The following is an 18,584-nucleotide window of genomic DNA, read 5'->3' as shown; positions in this document are numbered from 1 at the left end:
GTTTTTTCGCAAAGGATATCGCTTTATTTTGATGCAATATTTTTCTTTGATCTGATTTTTTCCACAAATTCGATTGAGTTATCAACCGTTCCTTGTGTATTTCATCCAATTGCCTCTTGGGATTTTCATGAAGAACATAGAAAATGTAAAGAGTTTGAAAATTATTATTGAAAATATTTTTCAATGTGACTATAGTAGAGATAACTTCAATCGCTTTCCGTTTGAGAAAGCTGTTAAAACTTTAAAAATGGAACAGGAGGGTATGCGCGCGTCAAGCAGCGCGCTACGGAGTATGGTGAATTCCACGACAAGAGCTTTCGGAAGTCCCCTCAGATACATACAGGGGCCGGGCGAGTTCAATCACCTGCCGGAGTATACGGCCGCCTATGGGAACGCCTGTGTATTGATCGACAGTTTCCTCTACCCGACTTTGAACGCACAGCTGGAAAAGGCCTACCAGGGCGCTGAGACCAGCTTTGTCTCCATCCAGTTTCAGGGCGAGTGCTGCGACGAGGAGGTCGCTCACATCAGCAAGGTCGCAAAAGAGCACAACGCCTCTTTGATTGTGGGCGTGGGCGGCGGCAAGACGCTGGATACCGCCAAGCTCTGCTCCGACACCATGGACGTGCCTGTGATCATCGTCCCCTCCTCCGCCTCCACCGACGCTCCGGTCAGCGAGATCGCGGTGGTTTACACAGCCGGCGGCGAATACATTGGGTCCCGCAAGATGAAGCACAACGCCAATTTGGTGCTGGTGGACAGCGAGATCATCGTTAAGGCGCCCAAGCGCCTCTTTGTGGCCGGCATGGGCGACGCCCTGGCCACCTATCCGGAAGCGCTGGCCTGCGACCAGTCCGACTCCCCCAACTACATCGGCTCCGGCCACCGCCGCTGCAAGGCCGGTATGGCCATCGCCCGGTCCTGCTGGGACATTCTCTTTGCCGACGGGCGCAGCGCCCTGACCGCCCTTGAACAGGGCGTTGTCACGGAGGCGCTGGAAAATGTCATCGAGGCCAACACGCTGCTCAGCGGCCTGGGCTTTTTGAACACAGGCCTGTCCACCGCCCACGGCATCCACTCCGGCCTGACCGCCCTTGCCTCCACCCATGCCTACCTCCACGGCGAGAAGGTGGCTTTCGGCGTGGTCTGCCAGATGGTGCTGGAGAACACGCCCACGGAGACTGTGGATCAGGTGATGCGGTTCATGGTGGACATCGGGCTGCCTGTCACGCTGGAGCAGCTGAATGTGGAGCCCACCTATGAAAACGTCATGGCCATCGCCCGCAAGACCGCCGACGGCCCGCTGGTCCATCAGGAGCCCTTCCTGGTCACCACCGAGTCGGTGTACAACGCCATTTTGGTGGCTGACAAGTTAGGAAGAACCTATCGGGGACTGTAAAAATAAAAGACGGAAGGGAGTACCCGCTCATGCAAAATCTAAACCGCTTTGCAAAACTCTTTGATCTCAGCGGCCATGTGGCCGTGGTCACCGGGGCGGCCCAGGGAAACGGCCTTGGAATCGCCAATGCCCTTTGTGACGCCGGAGCCACGGTTGTGGCAACCGACATTGTCTTCAAGCCGGACCAGGAGGGCGCCGAGCATACGCTCTGCCCGGACATCGACCGCATGATCATGGACGTGACCGACGAGGAGAATGTGAAGGAGGTATTTGCCAAAATCGCGGAGAAGTACGGCAAACTGGATATCCTCTGCAACAACGCCGGCATCATCTATAAGGACCTGGTTCAGGACCTGGATATGGACCGGTTCCGGAAGGTCTCGGACATCAACATCCACGGCGTGGTCATCTGCACCAAGCACGCCGTGCCCTACATGAAGAAGGCCGGCTGGGGACGCATCGTCAACACCTCTTCCTCTCAGGCGTTCCTGACCACCGAAACCTACAGCGCCTATTCCGCCTCCAAGGCCGCCGTCTCCCACCTCACCCGCATCTGGGGCAACGAGCTGGCCAAGGACAATATCCTGGTCCATGCCATCTGCCCCTGCTTTGTCCGGACCCCCATGATGGTAAACTCCATCGCCCGCATGGCCGAGCAGCTGGGCACGGATGAGGAGGGCGGCTACAACTACTTTGCGGACCTGATCCCCACCCACCGGCTCCTTGAGATCGAAGAGATCGGCAACTGGGCCGCCATGCTCTGCAGCGATCTGGGCCGGGCCACCACGGGAAGCAATTTCTCCATCACCTGCGGACAAGTAAGGCTGTAAACAGGCCTGAAAATAAAAGACGTTTGTTGAATTATGGGAGGTACACTATGAAAAAGAAGATTGTTGCAACTCTGTCTGCACTGCTCTGCGTGTGCATGCTGGCCGCCTGTGGCGGCGGTGGCGGCGGCGCTGCCAGCGGCGGAAGCTCCTCTGGCTCCGCTTCCTCGGGCAGCTCCGGCGGTTCCGGCGAGCCTGAGGTGGTCCTGGAATTCGGCCACATTCAGAACCCCGGCCACGCGCTTTACATTGCTCCGGAAGAGCTCAAGCCCCTGGTGGAAGAGCGCTCCGGCGGCCGTATCCAGCTCAACATCTATCCCGCCAGCCAGCTGGGCTCCGCCCGCGAGATGATGGAGCAGGTCACCATGGGCACCCTGGACATCACCTTTGCCGACGCCTCTGACTGGGCTTCCGCGCTGAACCTGCCTGAGCTTGGCGTGTTCAACCTGCCCTTCCTGAACAAGGACCTGGCCTCTCAGATCAAGGTCATCAATGAGATCATCCCCGAGGCCGTTCCCGAGATGCTGGAGGGCACCGGACTGAAGCTTCTGACCACTTATTCCAACGGCATCCGTCAGCCCCTGCTGAAAAACCATCCCATCAACACCCTGGAGGATATCAAGGGTCTGAAGATGCGCACCCCCGAGACCGAGATGTACGTGAACCTCTGGAACGCCCTGGGCGCCAGCACCGTCACCTCCGCCTGGAGCGAGGCCTACACTGTTTTGCAGCAGGGCGTTGCCGACGCGGTGGAAGCCGATGACGTGGGTCTTGTGAGCATGAACCTGCAGGAGATCGGCAAGTACATGTCCAAGATCGGTCACCTGAGCCAGGCTTACATCGTCCTGATCAACGAGGACAAGTGGAATTCCATCCCCGAGGACCTGCAGCAGATTCTGGTTGAGTGCCTGGCAGAGAATCAGGCCAAGCAGCTGGCGGACCGTGAGGCCCTGGGCATCGAGGCGGAGAAGACCATTGCCGACGCCGGCGTTGAGATCAATGAGGTCTCCGACGCGGAGCGCCAGCGCATGAGAGACGCCTGCCAGTCCATCTATGATAAGTATGCAGATGAATACGGCCAGGCCGATCTGATTGCTCAGATGGAAGCCCTGAACGGCTAAGGTCCAGCAAAAGCCAGTATTGCCGGCTTGTGATGCGTGCGCACCGGACTCGTTCGTGCGCACGCATCTTCCAATTGAAAGGCAGGTAAGCGAATGAAAACACTATTGAAAATCGACCGCGTCATCGAAAACATACAGACCTACCTCTGTATGGCCCTGTTTATTCTGATCCTGATTCTGGGCTCCGTCCAGGTCTTCGGCCGCTTTATCTTCCACGCCGCTCCCCCCTGGACGGAGGAGGCCATGCGCTTTTGCGGCATCTACCTCACCTTCATCGGCTCCGCTCTGACCATCCGTGTGGACGGCCACGTGTCGGTGGATATCGTCATCAGCTTTTTGAAGAGCAATAAGGTCCGGGCGGCCCTGTTCGTCATCTCCCGGCTGATCTGCGTGGTGTTCCTCATCATGTTCTTCCCCGGCTCCATCGCCCTGGTGCAAAAGAGCGGAAGCTCCTTAGGCGCCGCCATTCAGATTCCCTATTCCTACATCTATGCGGCAGTGCCTCTTGGAATTGTCATGATGCTCTGCTCCTATGCCAGCGCCATTCCCAAGCTGGCCAAGCAGTATGCAAAGGGGGAAAAGTAAATGATACCAATTGCAGTAGTCACCCTTCTGGTATTTCTTGTGGTGGGCGTGCCCGTCAGCTTTGCCATCGGCCTCTCCGGCCTGCTGGCCATTCTGTTCGGCAGCGACATCGCCCCCTTTATGGCCGTGCAGCAGGCGGTCCGCGGCATGAACTCCTTTTCTCTGATGGCCGGTCCCCTCTTTATCCTGGCCGGTGAGATCCTGGGCGGCGCCAAGCTGTCCAAGCGGATTCTGGACTTCTGCCGCGCCTGCATTTCTCAGGTCCGCGGCGGCCTCGGCATGGTTTCCGTGCTGGCCAACATGATCTTTGCCGGCATCTCCGGCTCCGGTGCGGCCACCATGAGCGCGGTGGGCTCCCTGACGGTCCCTGAACTCAGGGCCGCCGGCTACAAGCGCTCCTTCATCGCCGCCCTGATCGCCGGTTCCGGCGCCCTGGGCCCCATCATTCCCCCCAGCACCAACATGATCGTGTTTGCCTCCCTGACCGGCTTTTCCATCGGCAAGCTCTTCATCGGCGGTCTGATCCCCGGCATCATCATCGGCATCTGCCTGATGATCCTGTGCCGCTGGTACGCCGGGAAACACAACGTGGACGCGGGCAGCGGAGCATTCAGCTGGAAAAATGTATGGAAGGCCTTTAAAAATGCCTTCTTTGCCCTCATCACCCCGCTCATCATTGTGGGCGGCGTCATCTCCGGCGTGTTTACCGCCACCGAGTCCGGCATCGTTGCCTGCCTCTATGGCCTGATCTGCGGCTTCTTTATTTACCGCACGCTGCACCTGAAGGACCTGGTGAACATCTTCAAGCGGGCGGCTTCTTCCTCCGCCATGCTGATGATGATTATGGGCATCTCCAACATCTATTCCTACATTTTCGCCCGTGAGAACCTGGCCACCACCATCAAGAACTTCATGCTCTCCGTCACCAATGACCCCACTCTGGTGGTGCTGATCATCATTGTTCTGATGCTGGTCATCGGCTGCTTTATGGAGACTCTGGCCGCTACCGCGGTCATCCTCCCCATTGTATATCCCATTGTCACCAGCCTTGGCGTGGACCCCCTGGTGTTTGGCGTCATCTTCTCCATCGCAACCGTGGTGGGCGGCCTGACGCCTCCGGTGGGCCTGTATCTCTTCCTGTCCATGAACATCGCTGAAGCCCCGTTTAAGGAGGCGGTCAAATACGTGGCGCCAGTGGTGCTGATCGTCCTGGCCGTCATGATTCTTGCCTACCTCTTCCCGCCGATTATCACATTTGTACCCAACCTTTTGATGGGCGCGTAGTTTTTATAAGGAGTCTGATCCAATGAAGTTAACCGTTGAAACCATCCAGATCAAGGATCTGCAGTTCGGAGCCGAGACCTGCTTCCGTGATGGAATCCTCTATGTGAACAAAGAGGATATCCTGGCATTTGCCGCCGGGGAGCCCTGCTTCGACACTCTGAAAATTGACATTGCCCGTCCCGGGGACTCCACCCGCATCATCAATGTGGTGGATGTGGTGCAGCCCCGGTGCAAGATCTCCGGTAACATTGACTGGCCCGGCGTGCTGACGGAGGAGTACGAGATCGCCGGTTCCGGTATCACCCGGGCGGTGAACGGCATGGGCATCGTCCTGTGCCAGAACGACACCTACTGGTCCCGGAAGTGGGGTTCCTTTGACATGAGCGGCGAATGCGCCGCCATCAACCCCTATGCCAAGATGCCGGAGCTGGTCATCGAGCCCATGGCCCCGGAGAACGCGGATTTCCGCGACTACCGCGAGGCGGTGCGCCGGGTGGGATACAAGACCAGCGTCATGCTTGCCAAGGCCACCTTGGGTGTGGAGGCCGACAGCTCCGAGACCTTTGACAACGAGACGCAGTATCCGGACCTTCCCTCCATCGCCTACTCCTATCAGATCTATTCCAAGCAGTACGACACCCAGAACTACCGTGAGCCCATGGTCTACGGCAACGCTGTCCCCGACAGCCTGCCCCTCATCATGCAGCCCACGGAGATCCTGGACGGCGCCATCTCCCTGTGCGGCGGCTTCCGCTGCGTCACCACCTATGAGATTCAGAACCACCCCGTGATCGTGGAGCTGATGCGCCGCCACGGCAAGGATTTGAACTTTGCCGGCGTGCTGATCACCGTCACCTCCGTGGAGGCAAAGCACCGCTATCTGGTCTCCAAAATGGCGGCCAACCTCCTCAAAGAGGTCTTCCACGCCGACGGCGTCATTGTCACCAAGGGCGTGGGCGGCGCCTCCACGCTGTGCGTGGGCGCCATCGCCAGCGAGGCGGAAAAGTTGGGCATCAAGGCCGTACCCATCATCCAGATCCTCAACGGCAAGAGCAACCTGGCCATTGAGTGCATGATCAGCGAGCAGAATGTGGACTCCATTGTCTGCTCCGGCACCTATTACCACAACTTTACCCTGCCCCCTGTGGAAACCCTTTTGGGCGGACCCGAGGACGCGCTGTATCTCAGCGGCGACGACGGCGTCATCGGCGGCCACAAGATCGCCACCGGCGATCCCGCCAAGGGCCAGGTCCGCTCCACCTATATGAAGCAGGTGGGCCTGATGAGTCAGGTGGGCTATTCCTACGGCATGGCCGTGGACTATTGAGAAAGGAGGGACATATGGAAGCGAAAAAATGGAGAGTGGTCTGCTACGTCAACCAGTTTTTCGGTCAGATCGGCGGCGAGGACATGGCCCATGTGGGCTTCAGCGTAAAAGAGGAGCCTGTGGGCCCGGCCCTGCTGTTTCAAAACCTGCTGAAGGACGACTGTGACGTGGTGGGCACTGTGATCTGCGGCGACAACTATTTCGCAGAGAATACGGACAAGGCTGTGGCCGAGGGCGTGGAACTGGTCCGCGGCCTGAAGCCCGACCTCTTTATCGCCGGCCCCGCCTTCAACGCAGGGCGCTACGGCATCAGCTGCGGCAACATGGCCGCGGCGGTGGGCCGCGAGCTTGGCATTCCCACAGTCACCGGCATGTTCCCGGAAAATCCGGCGGTGGACCTCTTCCGCAAGGACACCTACATCGTCAAAACCGCCATCCTCTCCTCCACGCTGCGCAAGGTGGCCCCCACCATGGCCAGCATCGGAGCACGTCTTTTAAAGCACGAGCACATCGGCAGCGCAGAGTCCGAGGGCTATGTGATCCGGGACATCATTCTCAACGAGGAGCAGCCTCAGAACGCGGCGGACCGGGCCATTGAGATGCTGCTGAAAAAGATCAAGGGAGAGCCCTTCAAAAGCGAGCTGCTGCCTCCCAACTTCGATGTGGTGGAGCCCGCGCCTCCCGTGGCCGATCTGAAGACGGCCCGACTGGCCCTGGTCAGCGACGGCGGACTGATCCCTCAGACCAACCCCGACAAGCTCAAGCCCAACGGCAGCACAACCGTAGGCTGCTACAACTGGGATCAGCTGATCGCGGAGCCCTATTTCGTCATCCACAGCGGCTATGACGGCACCTGGGTGATGGAAAACCCCTACCGCCTGTTCCCCGTGGACGTTCTCCGGGAAGAGGTGGAGCAGGGAGCCTTAGGTTATCTGGACGACGAGGTCTATGTTGCCTGCGGCAACTGCGCCTCCGTGGCGGCCTCCAAGGCCAAGGGCCAGAAGATTGCCCAGGCGCTTTTGGACAAGGGCATCACCGCCGCCATTCTCACCTCCACCTGAGGCACCAGCACTCGTTGCGGGTCAACGATTGTAAAGGAAATTGAACGTGTGGGCATCCCCGTCACGCAGATCTGCGCGGTGGTGGACATTGCAAAGTCCGTGGGTTCCTCCCGGATTCTCCGCGGCTTTGCCATCACCTGTCCTGTGGGGAACCCCTCCCTGAGCCCGGCGGATGAGAAGACCTCCCGCCGCCGCTATGTGGAAAAGGCCCTGGATATGCTCACCCGCCCCGGCAAACGCGGCGAGGTGGAGGATATTCTGTAAAAAGGCCTGATTTTCTGGAAGTTTCATTTGCTCCGGGGCCTGATTGCGTGTAAAATAAATTTTATGACACAATACGTCCAATGAGGGGGCAAAAGCGAATGGAAGAGAACATGGGCAGCGGCGCTTTTTACAGCCGTGTGCAGGAAAAGTTGGATTCCCTGTCCAAAAAGGAGCGGGAGACCGCGGAGTATATGGCCGCCCACCAGGGGCAGCTGATCTACGCCTCCATCACGGAGCTTGCCGAACTGGTGGGCACCAGCGAGGCCACCGTCACCCGGGTGTGCGTCAAGCTGGGCTACCGGGGTTTTCAGGCGCTGAAGGTCAGCGTGGCCAGGGAGCTGGTGACGCCTCAGGAGAAGATCCATGAGGACCTGCAGCCGGACGCCCCGGCGGAGGTCATCATTGAAAAGATCTTCAACAGCGCCATCGAAACCTTGGTGATGACCCAGAGGGCCATGGACACCACCGCCGTCAATCGCAGCATCGACGCGCTGTGCTCCGCCCGGCGCATTGTGGTGCTGGGCAACGGAAACTCCGGCGCCATTGCCATGGATGCCCAGCACAAGCTTCTCCGTGTGGGGCTGGACGCCCACGCCTACACCGACGACCATCTTCAGATGATCGCCGTCTCCTCTCTGACTGCGGAGGACGTGGTGCTGGCCATCTCCCACTCGGGCAGCTCCCGGAACGCGGCGGACGCCGCCCGGCTGGCCCGGGAGCGGGGAGCCACGGTGATCTCCATCACCAACAACGGCATCTCCCCCGTGTCCAAACTGGCCAACATCCGTCTGTACACCTACTCTCAGGAGACCAGGTACCGCACCTATGCCATCTCTTCCCGTATGGCTGAGCTGACCATCATCGACACCCTCTACACCGGGGTGGCGCTGAAGATGGGCGAGCAGGCCATCGACAACTTTGAGGCGCTGGAAAAGGCGCTGATTGTCAAAAAATACTGACCTGCGGTTCCGTATTTCCCGGGCGGCATCGCAGCTTGAATGGGGAGATCCTATGAAAAAACTATTCGGCGTGGACTTTGGAACCGGAGGCTGCAAAGCCACCGTCATTGACCCGGAGGGCAATATCTTGGCCAGTGCCTTCCAGGAATACCCATCCGAACATATGAAGCCCGGCTGGTCCGAACAGGACCCGGCGCTTTGGATCGACGCTTTCGTCAACACGGTCCAGTCCTGCCGCCAGCAGATGTCCGACGGGTTTGACGGTCTTTTGGGCCTTGCAGTCACCGCCTCCACCCACAATGCCGTGCTTCTTGATGAGCAGGGCCAGGTGATCCGCCGGTGCATCATGTGGAACGATCAGCGCAGCGGCGACCAGTGCCGCCGGCTGAAGGAGGACCACGGCAGCACCATCTTTGAGATCGGCATGCAGATGCCCACCCCCACCTGGACGCTGCCCCAGCTGATGTGGGTCAGGGAGAACGAGCCGGAAAACTACGCAAAAATCCGCCGCCTGCTCTTCACCAAGGACTATGTTCGTTCCTATGTCACCGGCGACTTTTGCACCGACGTGGTGGACGCCCAGGGCAGTTTGCTCTACGACGCCCGCAGGGAGTGCTGGTCCGGCGAGCTGTGCGGCCTCATTGACCTGCCCCTCTCGGTCCTGCCGGAGATCCGCAAGACCAAGGACATCGTGGGCACGGTCCGCCGGGAGGTGGCCGAGCGCACGGGGCTGCCGGAGGGCCTGAGCGTCATCGCCGGCTGCTCCGATACGGCGGCCGAGGACTTCAGCGCCGGCGCCGTCAATGAGGGCCAGATCATCATCAAGCTGGCCACCGCCGGCAACGTGAACCTGGTCACAAATGAAGCCAATCCCCACGCCAAATCCTTCACCTACCCTTACTCTGTCGAGGGCAAGTGGTATACCGTCACAGCCACCAACAGCTGCGCCTCCGCCTACCGCTGGATGCGCGACAGCCTGTATCCGGCCGAGTGGGCCCAGTGTGAAAAAGAGGGCACGGACGTCTACCGGCTGATGGATGAGCAGGCCGCCTCCGCGGAGTTGGGCTGCCAGGGGCTGATCTTCCACCCCTACCTGTTGGGTGAGCGCTGCCCCCTCTTCAACCCCAACGCAAGAGGCGACTTTTTCGGCGTCAGCATGGTCCACACCAAGGCCCATTTCGCCCGTGCCCTTCTGGAGGGCGTGGCCTTCAGCCTTTATGACTGCCTCCAGGTGCTCAAGGAGTTCACTACCAGCATGGAGGACATTGTGATCATCGGCGGCGGCGCCAAGAGCCCCCTGTGGTGCCAGATCGTCAGCGATATCTTCGGCCTGGAGGTCAAAATGCCCGAGCACGCGGAGTCCTCCTTCGGCGGGGCGCTGCTGGCCGGCGTGGGCGTGGGTGTCTTCGCCGATGAGATGGAGGCCGCCAGGACCTGCATCCGCATGAAGAAGTCTTACCTGCCCAATCCGGAAAACCACGCAAAGTATATGAAGCTCTTCCAGATCTACAAAGAGGTGTCGGAGCTGTCCGCCCCCGTCTGGGAGAAGCTGGCCCGATTCGCCGAGGAATAATATCCGCCCCCTGGCGCCTGCGCGTCAGGGGGTCTTTTTTGCTTCTCCAGGTTGCGGCACAGGTCCAACGTGAAATGGCGTCTCATTTTTTCATACAATCAGCAGAGAAATGCATATCATGCATTGACAAATTCTTCTTTCTGCTGTAATCTAATATGGAAGATCAGATTGTAAGGAGATCAATATGACTTGGAATATTGTTTGTGACAGCAGCTGCGACCTGCGTAAAAGTGATCTGGTCAGTGACGCGGCGCGCTTTGACGTCATCCCGCTGAAGCTGCTTGTGGGCGATAAGGAATACGTGGATGACGGCAGTCTCTCCATCCCCAGGCTCCTTCAGGCCATGGAGTGCTCCAAGGACGCCTCCTCCACCGCCTGTCCCTCTCCGGACGCCTTTGTGCAGTCTTTTTTGCAGGCTGACAACTCCATCTGTGTCACTATCTCCAGCCAGCTGTCCGGCACGTATAACGCCGCCATGACAGCCCGGGACATGGTATTGGAAACCCATCCGGAGAAAAAAATCTGCATCATCGATTCCAAAGCCGCGGGCACTGTGTCCGCGCTTATCGCCTTTCGCGCCAAGGAACTCATCGAGGCAGGCGGAAGCTTTGAAGACGTTGCCCGGGCACTGCGGGAGTATGCCGCCTCGCTGCGGATCACTTTCACGCTGTGCAATTTCAGCAACCTCATCAAGGCCGGTCGGATGAAATCCTTTGTGGGCTCCGTCCTCACCAACTTAGGCATCCACGTCATCGCGGACAATACGCCCCAGGGCACCATCCATATCGCCGGAAAGGCCAGAGGCGAAATGAAAACCTATAAGTCCATCGTCAGAATGATGGCGGAGAACAAGTCTTTGGATGGCCTTCCGGTGACCATCTCCCACTGTGAAAACCTGGCAGGCGCCATGAAGCTCAAGCAGCTGATCCTCCAGGAGCTTCCCGTCTCCAGTGTCACGCTTTACAGCTGCAAGGGGCTTTGCAGCTTTTACGCCATGGAAAAGGGCATTTTGGTGGCCTATTGAGGGCCGGCGACCATTGACTTCAGCGGCGGGCAGCAAAGCTGCCCGCTCTTTTTTTGTTTTTGAATCGGCGCATGGGCGTCAATCTTTGAAAATCATTTGCCCGGCGGCGTCAAAGCATGATATAATAATTCAACAGCACAACAGTCTCCGCGGCACAGCCGCCGGCTCTTTGCCCCGGCTTTTCCGGACGCGGACTATATTACCCGCATTCCGCGGAAGCGACATGGACGGTTCACCTGCTTTCCGCCGGGATACGGAGACGAAAGGGGCCTTCCCTGTGGCAGCAAATGAAATCCCTTCCGCGCTCACCCTTGAATTGTACAGCCTTGGGCAGTTCGCCATGCGCGCGGCCCAGGGCTTATGTTGCATTTACCTCTATTGCACGCCCCATGCACAAATGGAGGAATCCTTTTTTGTGGACCCTCGGGAAGCGGAGATACCCGGGCCCATCCGGCAGCTGCTGAAGCAGCTTGCAAAAGACGGCGCGTCCGTCCCTCCGGAGGATGGGCGGCTTTTTGCCCGGCAGCTTCGGCTGCAGGAGGGAGGCGCTTTCGGCGCTGTCTGCTTTGCCCGCGGCGACGGCCCATGGCCGGAGGCGGAGCATCCGCTGCTGGAGAGCATCGCCGCCGTCTATGCCTACGCGCTGCGCGCCGAGTGGGACCGGCGGGACGCTTCCCTTCAGAATTGGGTCTGGAGCAAAATGATGGACAGCACCAACGCCTGTATTTACGTCACCGATCCCCAGACCGACGAGATTCTCTTCATGAACCAGGCCATGAAGCAGGCCTTCAGCCTGGAGGACCCGGAGGGAAAACTCTGCTGGCAGGTGCTCCAGTACGGCCAGCAGGGCCGGTGTGCCTTCTGCCCCGTGCAGATGCTGACCGAGGACGGCAGCGCGCCCTCCTGTGTGTGGGAGGAGCAAAACCCCGTCACCGGACGCACCTATGAAAACTACGACAGCTTGATGCGCTGGACCGACGGGCGGCTGGTGCATTTCCATCACTCCACCGATGTCACGGAAACCCGCCGCCTCTATCAGGCCGCCATGATCGACGAGCTCACCGGGGCCCTCAGCCGTCGGGCTGGCAAACAGTCCCTCTCCCTTCTGCTGGAAAAGATCGGCGGAGGAGAACCGCTGTGCGTGTGCATGCTGGATGTCAATGGGCTGAAAGCAGTCAACGACCTCCATGGCCACGCCGCCGGCGACAGCCTCCTAAAGCGCGTGGCCTCCACAGTGCGCCGGATGCTCCACGGGGAGGAGTTCTTCATGCGTCTGAGCGGAGACGAGTTCGTGGCTGTGCTGCCCGGCGTGCGGCAAAATGAGGCCACCGCCCGGATTCAGGCAATGCTGGAGGAGCTTAGCCGGGATCGCCCCGCCTTCTTCCCGGAGGGAGACGCCTTTTGCTATGGTGTGATCGAGGTGCGGGACCGGATTGCAATGCAGGACGCGCTGGCCCGGGCGGACGAGCGCATGTACCAGCAAAAGCGCAGAGTACACATCCGCCGCGCCGAGGCGCTGCTGGATCAGCCCCAGAGCCGAGGCCCCAGCGCCCCCTTTTCCTATGACGCCAACCTCCTCTATGACGCCCTTGTGGCAAGTACAGACGACTATGTCTATGTCTGCGACATGAAAACCGGCGTCTTTCGTTATACAAGCGCCATGGTGGCGGAGTTCGGCCTTCCCGGGGAGGTCATCCCCAATGCGGCGGCGGTCTGGGGCGCCAAAGTGCATCCCCACGACAAGCGGGTCTTTCTGGAGTCAAACCAGGAGATCATCGATGGGCGCACCGACGTCCACTGCGTGGAGTACCGGGCTCAGAACGTGCGGGGCGAATGGCTGTGGCTGCGCTGCCGGGGACATCTCCAGCGGGATGAATCCGGCGATCCCGCCCTGTTCGCGGGGTTCATTACCAATCTGGGCAAAAAGAACAAGCTGGACCCGCTGACCGGGCTTTTTAACAAGTTCGAGTTGGAAAACGATGTGACGCAGCTGCTGGATGGTTCCACCCCCAAGCCGCTGACCTTTATGCTGTTGGGCATCGACGACTTCAAGCACATCAACTCCCTGTACGACCGCGTGTTCGGAGACGAGGTCATCCGCATCGTGGCCCACCGGCTGCGGTCCCTGCTGCCCCCCAATTCCACTGTGTACCGGCTGGACGGCGACGAATTTGCCATATTGATGCGTGGCAGCAGCCGCACCGCCGCCGACCAGCTGTTCCGTCTCATCCGGGAGTCTTTCAGTGAACAGCAGGTCTTCGATGAGAAGAAGTTTTACTGCACCCTCTCCGGCGGCTGTGTGTTTGCGCCGGACAACGGCTCCTCCTATGTGGAGCTCGCCCGCTGCGCCTCCTATGCGCTGGAGTACGCCAAGCGGCGGGGCAAAAACCGCCTGGAGCGCTATACCCACGAGATCGTGGCGGGCCGGCGCCGCACCCTTGAACTGACGGAGTTGCTGCGGGAAAGCGTGGAGCATGGCTTTGAGAACTTTGAACTGTACTACCAGCCAGTCTTCAACATGTCCCGTCAGGTGATCGGCGCCGAGGCGCTGGCCAGATGGAGCTGCGCCAAGTATGGGCCGGTCTCCCCTGCCGAGTTCATTCCCCTGCTGGAGCAGAGCGGGCTGATCCTGCCGGTGGGACGCTGGATCTTCCGTGAGGTCTTATCCACCTGCGTCAGCTGGGAACGGGATATGTCCGACCTTGCCATCAGCATCAACCTCTCCTATCTCCAGCTCCAGGACGAAAGCTTCTTCCCCTTTATGCTGGACACCGTAAAGGAGTCAGGGGCTGACCCCCGCCACATTGTGCTGGAGCTGACGGAGAGCTACCTTGCCGCCAACATGGACCGGGTGGCGCAGCTGCTCACCGATACCCGGCGCAGCGGCATCCGTGTTGCGATGGACGATTTTGGCACCGGCTACTCCTCCCTTGGCGTGCTGAAAACCGCGCCCATCGACATTGCCAAAATTGACCGCACCTTTGTCAAGGGCATCCAGTCCAGCACCTTTGACAGCGCCTTTTTGCGCCTTGTGGTGGAGCTGTGCGGCGTACTGGGCATCGACACGTGCCTGGAAGGCGTGGAGACGGAGGATGAATTTGACGCGGTGCGCTCCATGTCCCTCAGCTATATTCAGGGATTTCTTCTGGGCCGTCCCCTTCCCGCCGAAGAATTCCGCCGCAGTTTCCTTCTTCAATCATAATTTTTCCGCAAAGGCGCCGTATGTTCCATACGGCGCCTTTGATGCGTTTATCCGAAGGCATAGTTAAATTTTTCCTGCCTTCAAAATGCAAAAAACCGGGCATCTTATCCATATCGCTCCGCATGAAAAAGTTATTTTGCAGGAAGTAGTATACAAATTTATACAGTCGTGGTATACTAATATAAATTGGGAATCGGATCGGCTCCACTGACCGCCTTTTGATTCGCTTGGATGCGTGTCGTCCGCCGGCGGACAGCCTTTTGCCCTGGTCCTCCCATTTGATTTGTATTGAACCGGTGGTCTACGCCGGTTTTATAGACGATAATCCCAATCGAAAAGCGGATGCGTTCCCTCTTCCCGACGGCGTAACGGGGCCGGCCGGGAGCGGGCGTCCACTTTCCGCGGTGAGGCTTTCCGGCATCACCGCTTACTTTTGTGCGGCTTTTTTCGCGTCTGCTGTCCGGGGGATTCTCTACATATTTTGATAAGCAAAAGGAGTATTCAGAATTTATGGCAGAAAAAATGAAAATCATCCCTCTTGGCGGGCTCAACGAGATCGGCAAGAACATGACCGTATACGAATTCGGCGGTGAAATCATCGTGGTGGACTGCGGCATGGCCTTTCCGGGTGACGACCTCTATGGCATCGACCTGGTGATTCCCGACGTGAGCTACCTCATCAAGAACCGCAGCCGCATCCGCGGACTGTTTCTGACCCACGGGCATGAGGATCACATCGGAGCCATCCCCTACGTGCTCAAGCAGGTGAACATGCCCATCTACTGCACCCGCCTGACCGCGGGGCTGGTCAAGCTCAAGTTAGAGGAGCACGGGCTCATCAAGTCCACCAAGCTCATCACCGTGGAGGCCGGCGAAACGGTCCGGGCGGGGAAGTTCAACGTGGAGTTCATCCACGTAAACCACTCCATCGCTGATTCCGTGGCCTTTGCCATCCACACCCATATGGGCACAGTGGTCCATACCGGCGACTTCAAGATCGACTCCACGCCCATCGACGGCGAGGTCATCGATCTGGCCCGTCTGGGCGAACTGGGCAAGGAGGGCGTGCTGGCCCTGTGCGCCGACTCCACCAACGTGGAGCGGCCCGGCTTCACCATGAGTGAAAAGGCGGTGGGCCACACTTTTAAGCGGTTGTTTGCCGGATGCGACCAGCGGATCATCGTCACCACCTTTGCCTCCAACGTCCACCGGGTTCAGCAGGTCATCGACGCCGCCGCGGAAAACGGCCGCAAGGTGGCTGTCACCGGCCGGAGCATGGAGAACATCATGAAGGTTTCCACAGAGCTTGGCTATATGAAGGTGCCCAAAAACACCCTGATGGACATTGCCAAAATCAAGTCCCTGCCCAAGAACAAGCAGGTCATCGTCACCACCGGCAGCCAGGGCGAGGAGATGTCCGCTCTGTACCGCATGGCTTTTTCCACCCACAAGCAGATCGATGTGGGTCCTGGCGACAAGGTCATCATCTCCGCCTCCGCCATCCCCGGAAACGAAAAGACCGTCAGCCGGGTGGTCAATGAGCTCTTCCGCAAGGGTGTGGAGGTTTGCTACAACCGCAGCGACATGCTTCACGTCTCCGGCCACGCCTGCCAGGAGGAGCTGAAGATCATCCACGCCCTGACCCGTCCCCGGTTCTTTGTCCCGCTCCACGGCGAGCAGCGGATGCTGCAGATTCATTCCCGCCTGGCCCAGGACATGGGCATCGAGCCCACCCATGTGGCCATTGCGGAAAACGGCAGCATCATTGAGCTGACCACCAAGACCATGAAGCTCAACGGCTCCGTTCCCTCCGGAGAGGTATTTGTGGACGGCTCCGGCGTGGGCGATGTGGGCGCGGTGGTCCTGCGGGACCGCAAGCGTCTGGCGGAGGACGGCATGGTGGTCGTGGTGCTGCCCGTGTCCGCCCAAAACGGCGCTCTGCTCTCCCCGCCCGAGATCATCACCCGGGGCTTCATCTATGTGAAGGAATCGGAAAGCCTGATGGCGGAGCTTCAAAACGTAGCCATGGAGGCCGCTGAGTCCGGCTCCCGCAAGCGCCGGGATGACGGCGAGCTGCGGGGCACGGTGAAGTCCGCGGTCAGCAACTACCTCTTCAAAACCACCAAGCGCAGCCCCATGGTCATTCCCGTTGTGACCCGGCTGTGATGCGCAAATCCACTGATAGGAAAAAGGGACGCGTCCGATTGGACGCGTCCCTTTTTTCATGGCCGGCACCGGATATTCTCCGACCGGGTGCCGCTTGTTACAGGTCGACCACCGCCGTGGCCGCGTTTTCCCGGAAGGCTGCGTCGTGCTCCACAAAGAGCATGGTGGGCTGAAACTCCCGGATCAACTCCTCCACCTGCATGCGGGAGTAGATGTCGATATAGTTCAGCGGCTCGTCCCAGACATACAGGTGGGCGCTCTCAGAAAGGCTTCTGGCAATGAGCACCTTTTTCTTCTGCCCCTCGGAGTACTCGCTCAGGTCCTTTTCAAACTGAACCCGATCGAGGTCCAGCTTGCGCAATATGGCCAGAAACAGCGTCTCGTCCACGCCGCAGGCCCGGGCATAGCACCTCAGCGGTCCCCGCAGCCCTTCGGTGCTCTGGGGCACACGGGAGATGATCAGCCGGTCCGGAACCGTGCACACGCCGGTGTGGGGCACCTCCTCCCCGCAGATCAGCCGCAGCAGGCTGGACTTTCCGGAGCCGTTGCGGCCGCTCAGAGCGATCCGCTCCCCCCGGCACAGCGTAAAGCTCACCGGGGCGCAGACTTCCCGGCCGTCATAGGCCACGGACACACTCCGCAGCTCCACCAGCCGGGAGGCGTGGTACAAAACGGGATGAAGCTTCAGCGGCTCCGCCTTCTCCAAGTTTTTCAGCAGCTCCCCCTTTTCCTCCGCGGCCTTTCTCCGCCGCTGCTCAATGGACTTGGAGTGCTGCATCATCTTGGCCGCCTTGTGGCCCACAAAGCCCCTGTCCGGCCGCAGTCCGGAGTTTTCCGCATGGAATTTCCCCTTTTCCGTCCGGCTTGACCACTGTGCCGCCCGGTCGGCAGCCGACTGGAGCCGTCCGATGTCCTGGCGGAGCTGCTGGTTTCGCTCCTGCTCCCAGGCGTCCTGGCGCTGTTTATTCTCCCACCAAGAGGAAAATGTGCCCCTTTGCACTTCCACATTGGACTTGTTGATGGAGAGAATATGGTCCACACAGCCGTCTAAAAAGGCCCTGTCGTGGGAGACCAGAATGAACCCCCGCTTTCCCCTGAGATAGGCGGCCACTGTGCGCCTCGCATCGGCGTCCAGATGGTTTGTGGGCTCATCCAACAGCAAAAAATGACTCTCCCTGCAAAAAAGGGCCGCCATCTGCACTTTGATCTGTTCGCCGCCAGACAGCGTGGAGAAGGGGCGGCGGAGCACGGAGCCGTCCACCTTCAGCTGCCCTAACTCCCGGAGCAGCTCCCACTCCATGGCCTCCGGGCATATCCGCTCCAGCACATCCGCCGTGGAGAGCGACGGGTCCGGCACCGGATTGGGAAAGTAGTCAACATCCACCGGGGCTTCAATGGAGCCCTCGTAGTCGAACTCCCCCCGCAGCAGGCGCAGCAGCGTGGTCTTGCCACGTCCGTTGCGCCCGATGAGGCCTGTCTTCCAGTTTGTGTCGATCTGAAAGCTGACGTCCTCAAAAATGAAATCATAGCTGCCCTCATAGGCGAAGGTGAGATTGGTCACCTGAATCATTGACATATCTTGTATTCCTCCTTGGCGCCACGCCCTGGGGGCGTAAAAAAATGAGCCGCAGGAAAGCGATCTTTCCCGCAGCTCACAGCAGCGCCAATCCGCCCCTATGAGGGCGCACGCATCCTATGGCAAAAGAAGATACCGTTCACTTTCCTGCCTCCGCGCCAGGGCATACTTCCCCCGACGCTGTCTTTTCAGCAAGAAATGTGACGCATCTTCCCA

13 protein-coding genes are annotated in these 18,584 nt (G+C 59.3%); 12 read left to right on the top strand and 1 reads right to left on the bottom strand.

The window, feature by feature from the left end; translation table 11 throughout:
* The first annotated feature begins 292 nt into the window (after positions 1-292).
* From KQI82_RS03820 to KQI82_RS03760, 12 genes are all read left to right on the top strand, one after another.
* Entirely contained in the window at positions 293-1,399 is a 1,107-nt protein-coding gene (locus KQI82_RS03820) for a glycerol dehydrogenase (protein WP_216558970.1), read from the top strand.
* 29 nt (positions 1,400-1,428) lie between these two features.
* Positions 1,429-2,229, top strand: a complete 801-nt coding sequence (locus KQI82_RS03815; protein ID WP_216558967.1) for an SDR family NAD(P)-dependent oxidoreductase — start codon at positions 1,429-1,431, stop codon at positions 2,227-2,229.
* Positions 2,230-2,276: 47 nt separating this feature from the next.
* Positions 2,277-3,347 carry a TRAP transporter substrate-binding protein gene (locus KQI82_RS03810; RefSeq protein ID WP_216558964.1) on the top strand — a complete coding sequence of 357 codons (1,071 nt, stop codon included), beginning with the start codon at positions 2,277-2,279 and terminating at the stop codon, positions 3,345-3,347.
* Positions 3,348-3,440: 93 nt separating this feature from the next.
* Positions 3,441-3,932 (top strand): TRAP transporter small permease, encoded by a 492-nt coding sequence (locus KQI82_RS03805; RefSeq protein WP_216558961.1) that lies wholly within the window; start codon positions 3,441-3,443, stop codon positions 3,930-3,932.
* A complete protein-coding gene (locus KQI82_RS03800; RefSeq protein ID WP_216558958.1) occupies positions 3,933-5,216 on the top strand; it encodes a TRAP transporter large permease in 1,284 nt (427 codons plus the stop codon).
* Between the two features lie 22 nt (positions 5,217-5,238).
* Positions 5,239-6,543: a glycine/sarcosine/betaine reductase component B subunit gene (locus tag KQI82_RS03795; protein WP_216558955.1), complete on the top strand. Its 1,305-nt coding sequence runs from the start codon at positions 5,239-5,241 to the stop codon at positions 6,541-6,543.
* Between the two features lie 14 nt (positions 6,544-6,557).
* The gene (locus KQI82_RS03790; protein ID WP_277602901.1) at positions 6,558-7,868 is read left to right on the top strand and encodes a glycine/betaine/sarcosine/D-proline family reductase selenoprotein B; all 1,311 of its coding nucleotides are present in this window, start codon (positions 6,558-6,560) and stop codon (positions 7,866-7,868) included.
* A 98-nt stretch (positions 7,869-7,966) separates the two neighbouring features.
* Entirely contained in the window at positions 7,967-8,827 is an 861-nt protein-coding gene (locus KQI82_RS03780) for a MurR/RpiR family transcriptional regulator (RefSeq protein WP_216558949.1), read from the top strand.
* 52 nt (positions 8,828-8,879) lie between these two features.
* Positions 8,880-10,400, top strand: a complete 1,521-nt coding sequence (gene xylB, locus KQI82_RS03775; protein WP_216558946.1) for a xylulokinase — start codon at positions 8,880-8,882, stop codon at positions 10,398-10,400.
* A 184-nt stretch (positions 10,401-10,584) separates the two neighbouring features.
* Positions 10,585-11,424, top strand: a complete 840-nt coding sequence (locus KQI82_RS03770) for a DegV family protein (protein WP_216558942.1) — start codon at positions 10,585-10,587, stop codon at positions 11,422-11,424.
* A 277-nt stretch (positions 11,425-11,701) separates the two neighbouring features.
* Positions 11,702-14,626: a putative bifunctional diguanylate cyclase/phosphodiesterase gene (locus KQI82_RS03765; protein WP_338148941.1), complete on the top strand. Its 2,925-nt coding sequence runs from the start codon at positions 11,702-11,704 to the stop codon at positions 14,624-14,626.
* Positions 14,627-15,136: 510 nt separating this feature from the next.
* Positions 15,137-16,792 carry a ribonuclease J gene (locus KQI82_RS03760; protein ID WP_216558939.1) on the top strand — a complete coding sequence of 552 codons (1,656 nt, stop codon included), beginning with the start codon at positions 15,137-15,139 and terminating at the stop codon, positions 16,790-16,792.
* 97 nt (positions 16,793-16,889) lie between these two features.
* Here the strand turns inward: KQI82_RS03760 and abc-f are convergent, their stop codons facing one another.
* On the bottom strand, positions 16,890-18,368 hold the full coding sequence (abc-f, locus tag KQI82_RS03755) for a ribosomal protection-like ABC-F family protein (RefSeq protein ID WP_216558936.1): 1,479 nt from the start codon (positions 18,366-18,368) through the stop codon (positions 16,890-16,892).
* Positions 18,369-18,584 lie beyond the last annotated feature (216 nt).

Origin of the sequence: Dysosmobacter acutus (assembly GCF_018919205.1) — a bacterium.
GTDB classification, from domain to species: Bacteria; Bacillota; Clostridia; order Oscillospirales; family Oscillospiraceae; genus Oscillibacter; species Oscillibacter acutus.
The sequence above is the reverse complement of the archived record's forward strand: the minus strand, read 5'-3'. Positions and strand labels throughout refer to the sequence as shown.

What these genes read in the sequence shown, in the direction of transcription:
- abc-f (WP_216558936.1), bottom strand. Translation starts at nt 18,368, where the DNA reads ATGTCAATGATTCAGGTGACCAATCTCACCTTCGCCTATGAGGGCAGC.
- KQI82_RS03805 (WP_216558961.1), top strand. Translation starts at nt 3,441, where the DNA reads ATGAAAACACTATTGAAAATCGACCGCGTCATCGAAAACATACAGACC.
- KQI82_RS03820 (WP_216558970.1), top strand. Translation starts at nt 293, where the DNA reads ATGGTGAATTCCACGACAAGAGCTTTCGGAAGTCCCCTCAGATACATA.
- KQI82_RS03760 (WP_216558939.1), top strand. Translation starts at nt 15,137, where the DNA reads ATGGCAGAAAAAATGAAAATCATCCCTCTTGGCGGGCTCAACGAGATC.
- KQI82_RS03770 (WP_216558942.1), top strand. Translation starts at nt 10,585, where the DNA reads ATGACTTGGAATATTGTTTGTGACAGCAGCTGCGACCTGCGTAAAAGT.
- KQI82_RS03815 (WP_216558967.1), top strand. Translation starts at nt 1,429, where the DNA reads ATGCAAAATCTAAACCGCTTTGCAAAACTCTTTGATCTCAGCGGCCAT.
- KQI82_RS03780 (WP_216558949.1), top strand. Translation starts at nt 7,967, where the DNA reads ATGGAAGAGAACATGGGCAGCGGCGCTTTTTACAGCCGTGTGCAGGAA.
- KQI82_RS03795 (WP_216558955.1), top strand. Translation starts at nt 5,239, where the DNA reads ATGAAGTTAACCGTTGAAACCATCCAGATCAAGGATCTGCAGTTCGGA.
- xylB (WP_216558946.1), top strand. Translation starts at nt 8,880, where the DNA reads ATGAAAAAACTATTCGGCGTGGACTTTGGAACCGGAGGCTGCAAAGCC.
- KQI82_RS03810 (WP_216558964.1), top strand. Translation starts at nt 2,277, where the DNA reads ATGAAAAAGAAGATTGTTGCAACTCTGTCTGCACTGCTCTGCGTGTGC.
- KQI82_RS03800 (WP_216558958.1), top strand. Translation starts at nt 3,933, where the DNA reads ATGATACCAATTGCAGTAGTCACCCTTCTGGTATTTCTTGTGGTGGGC.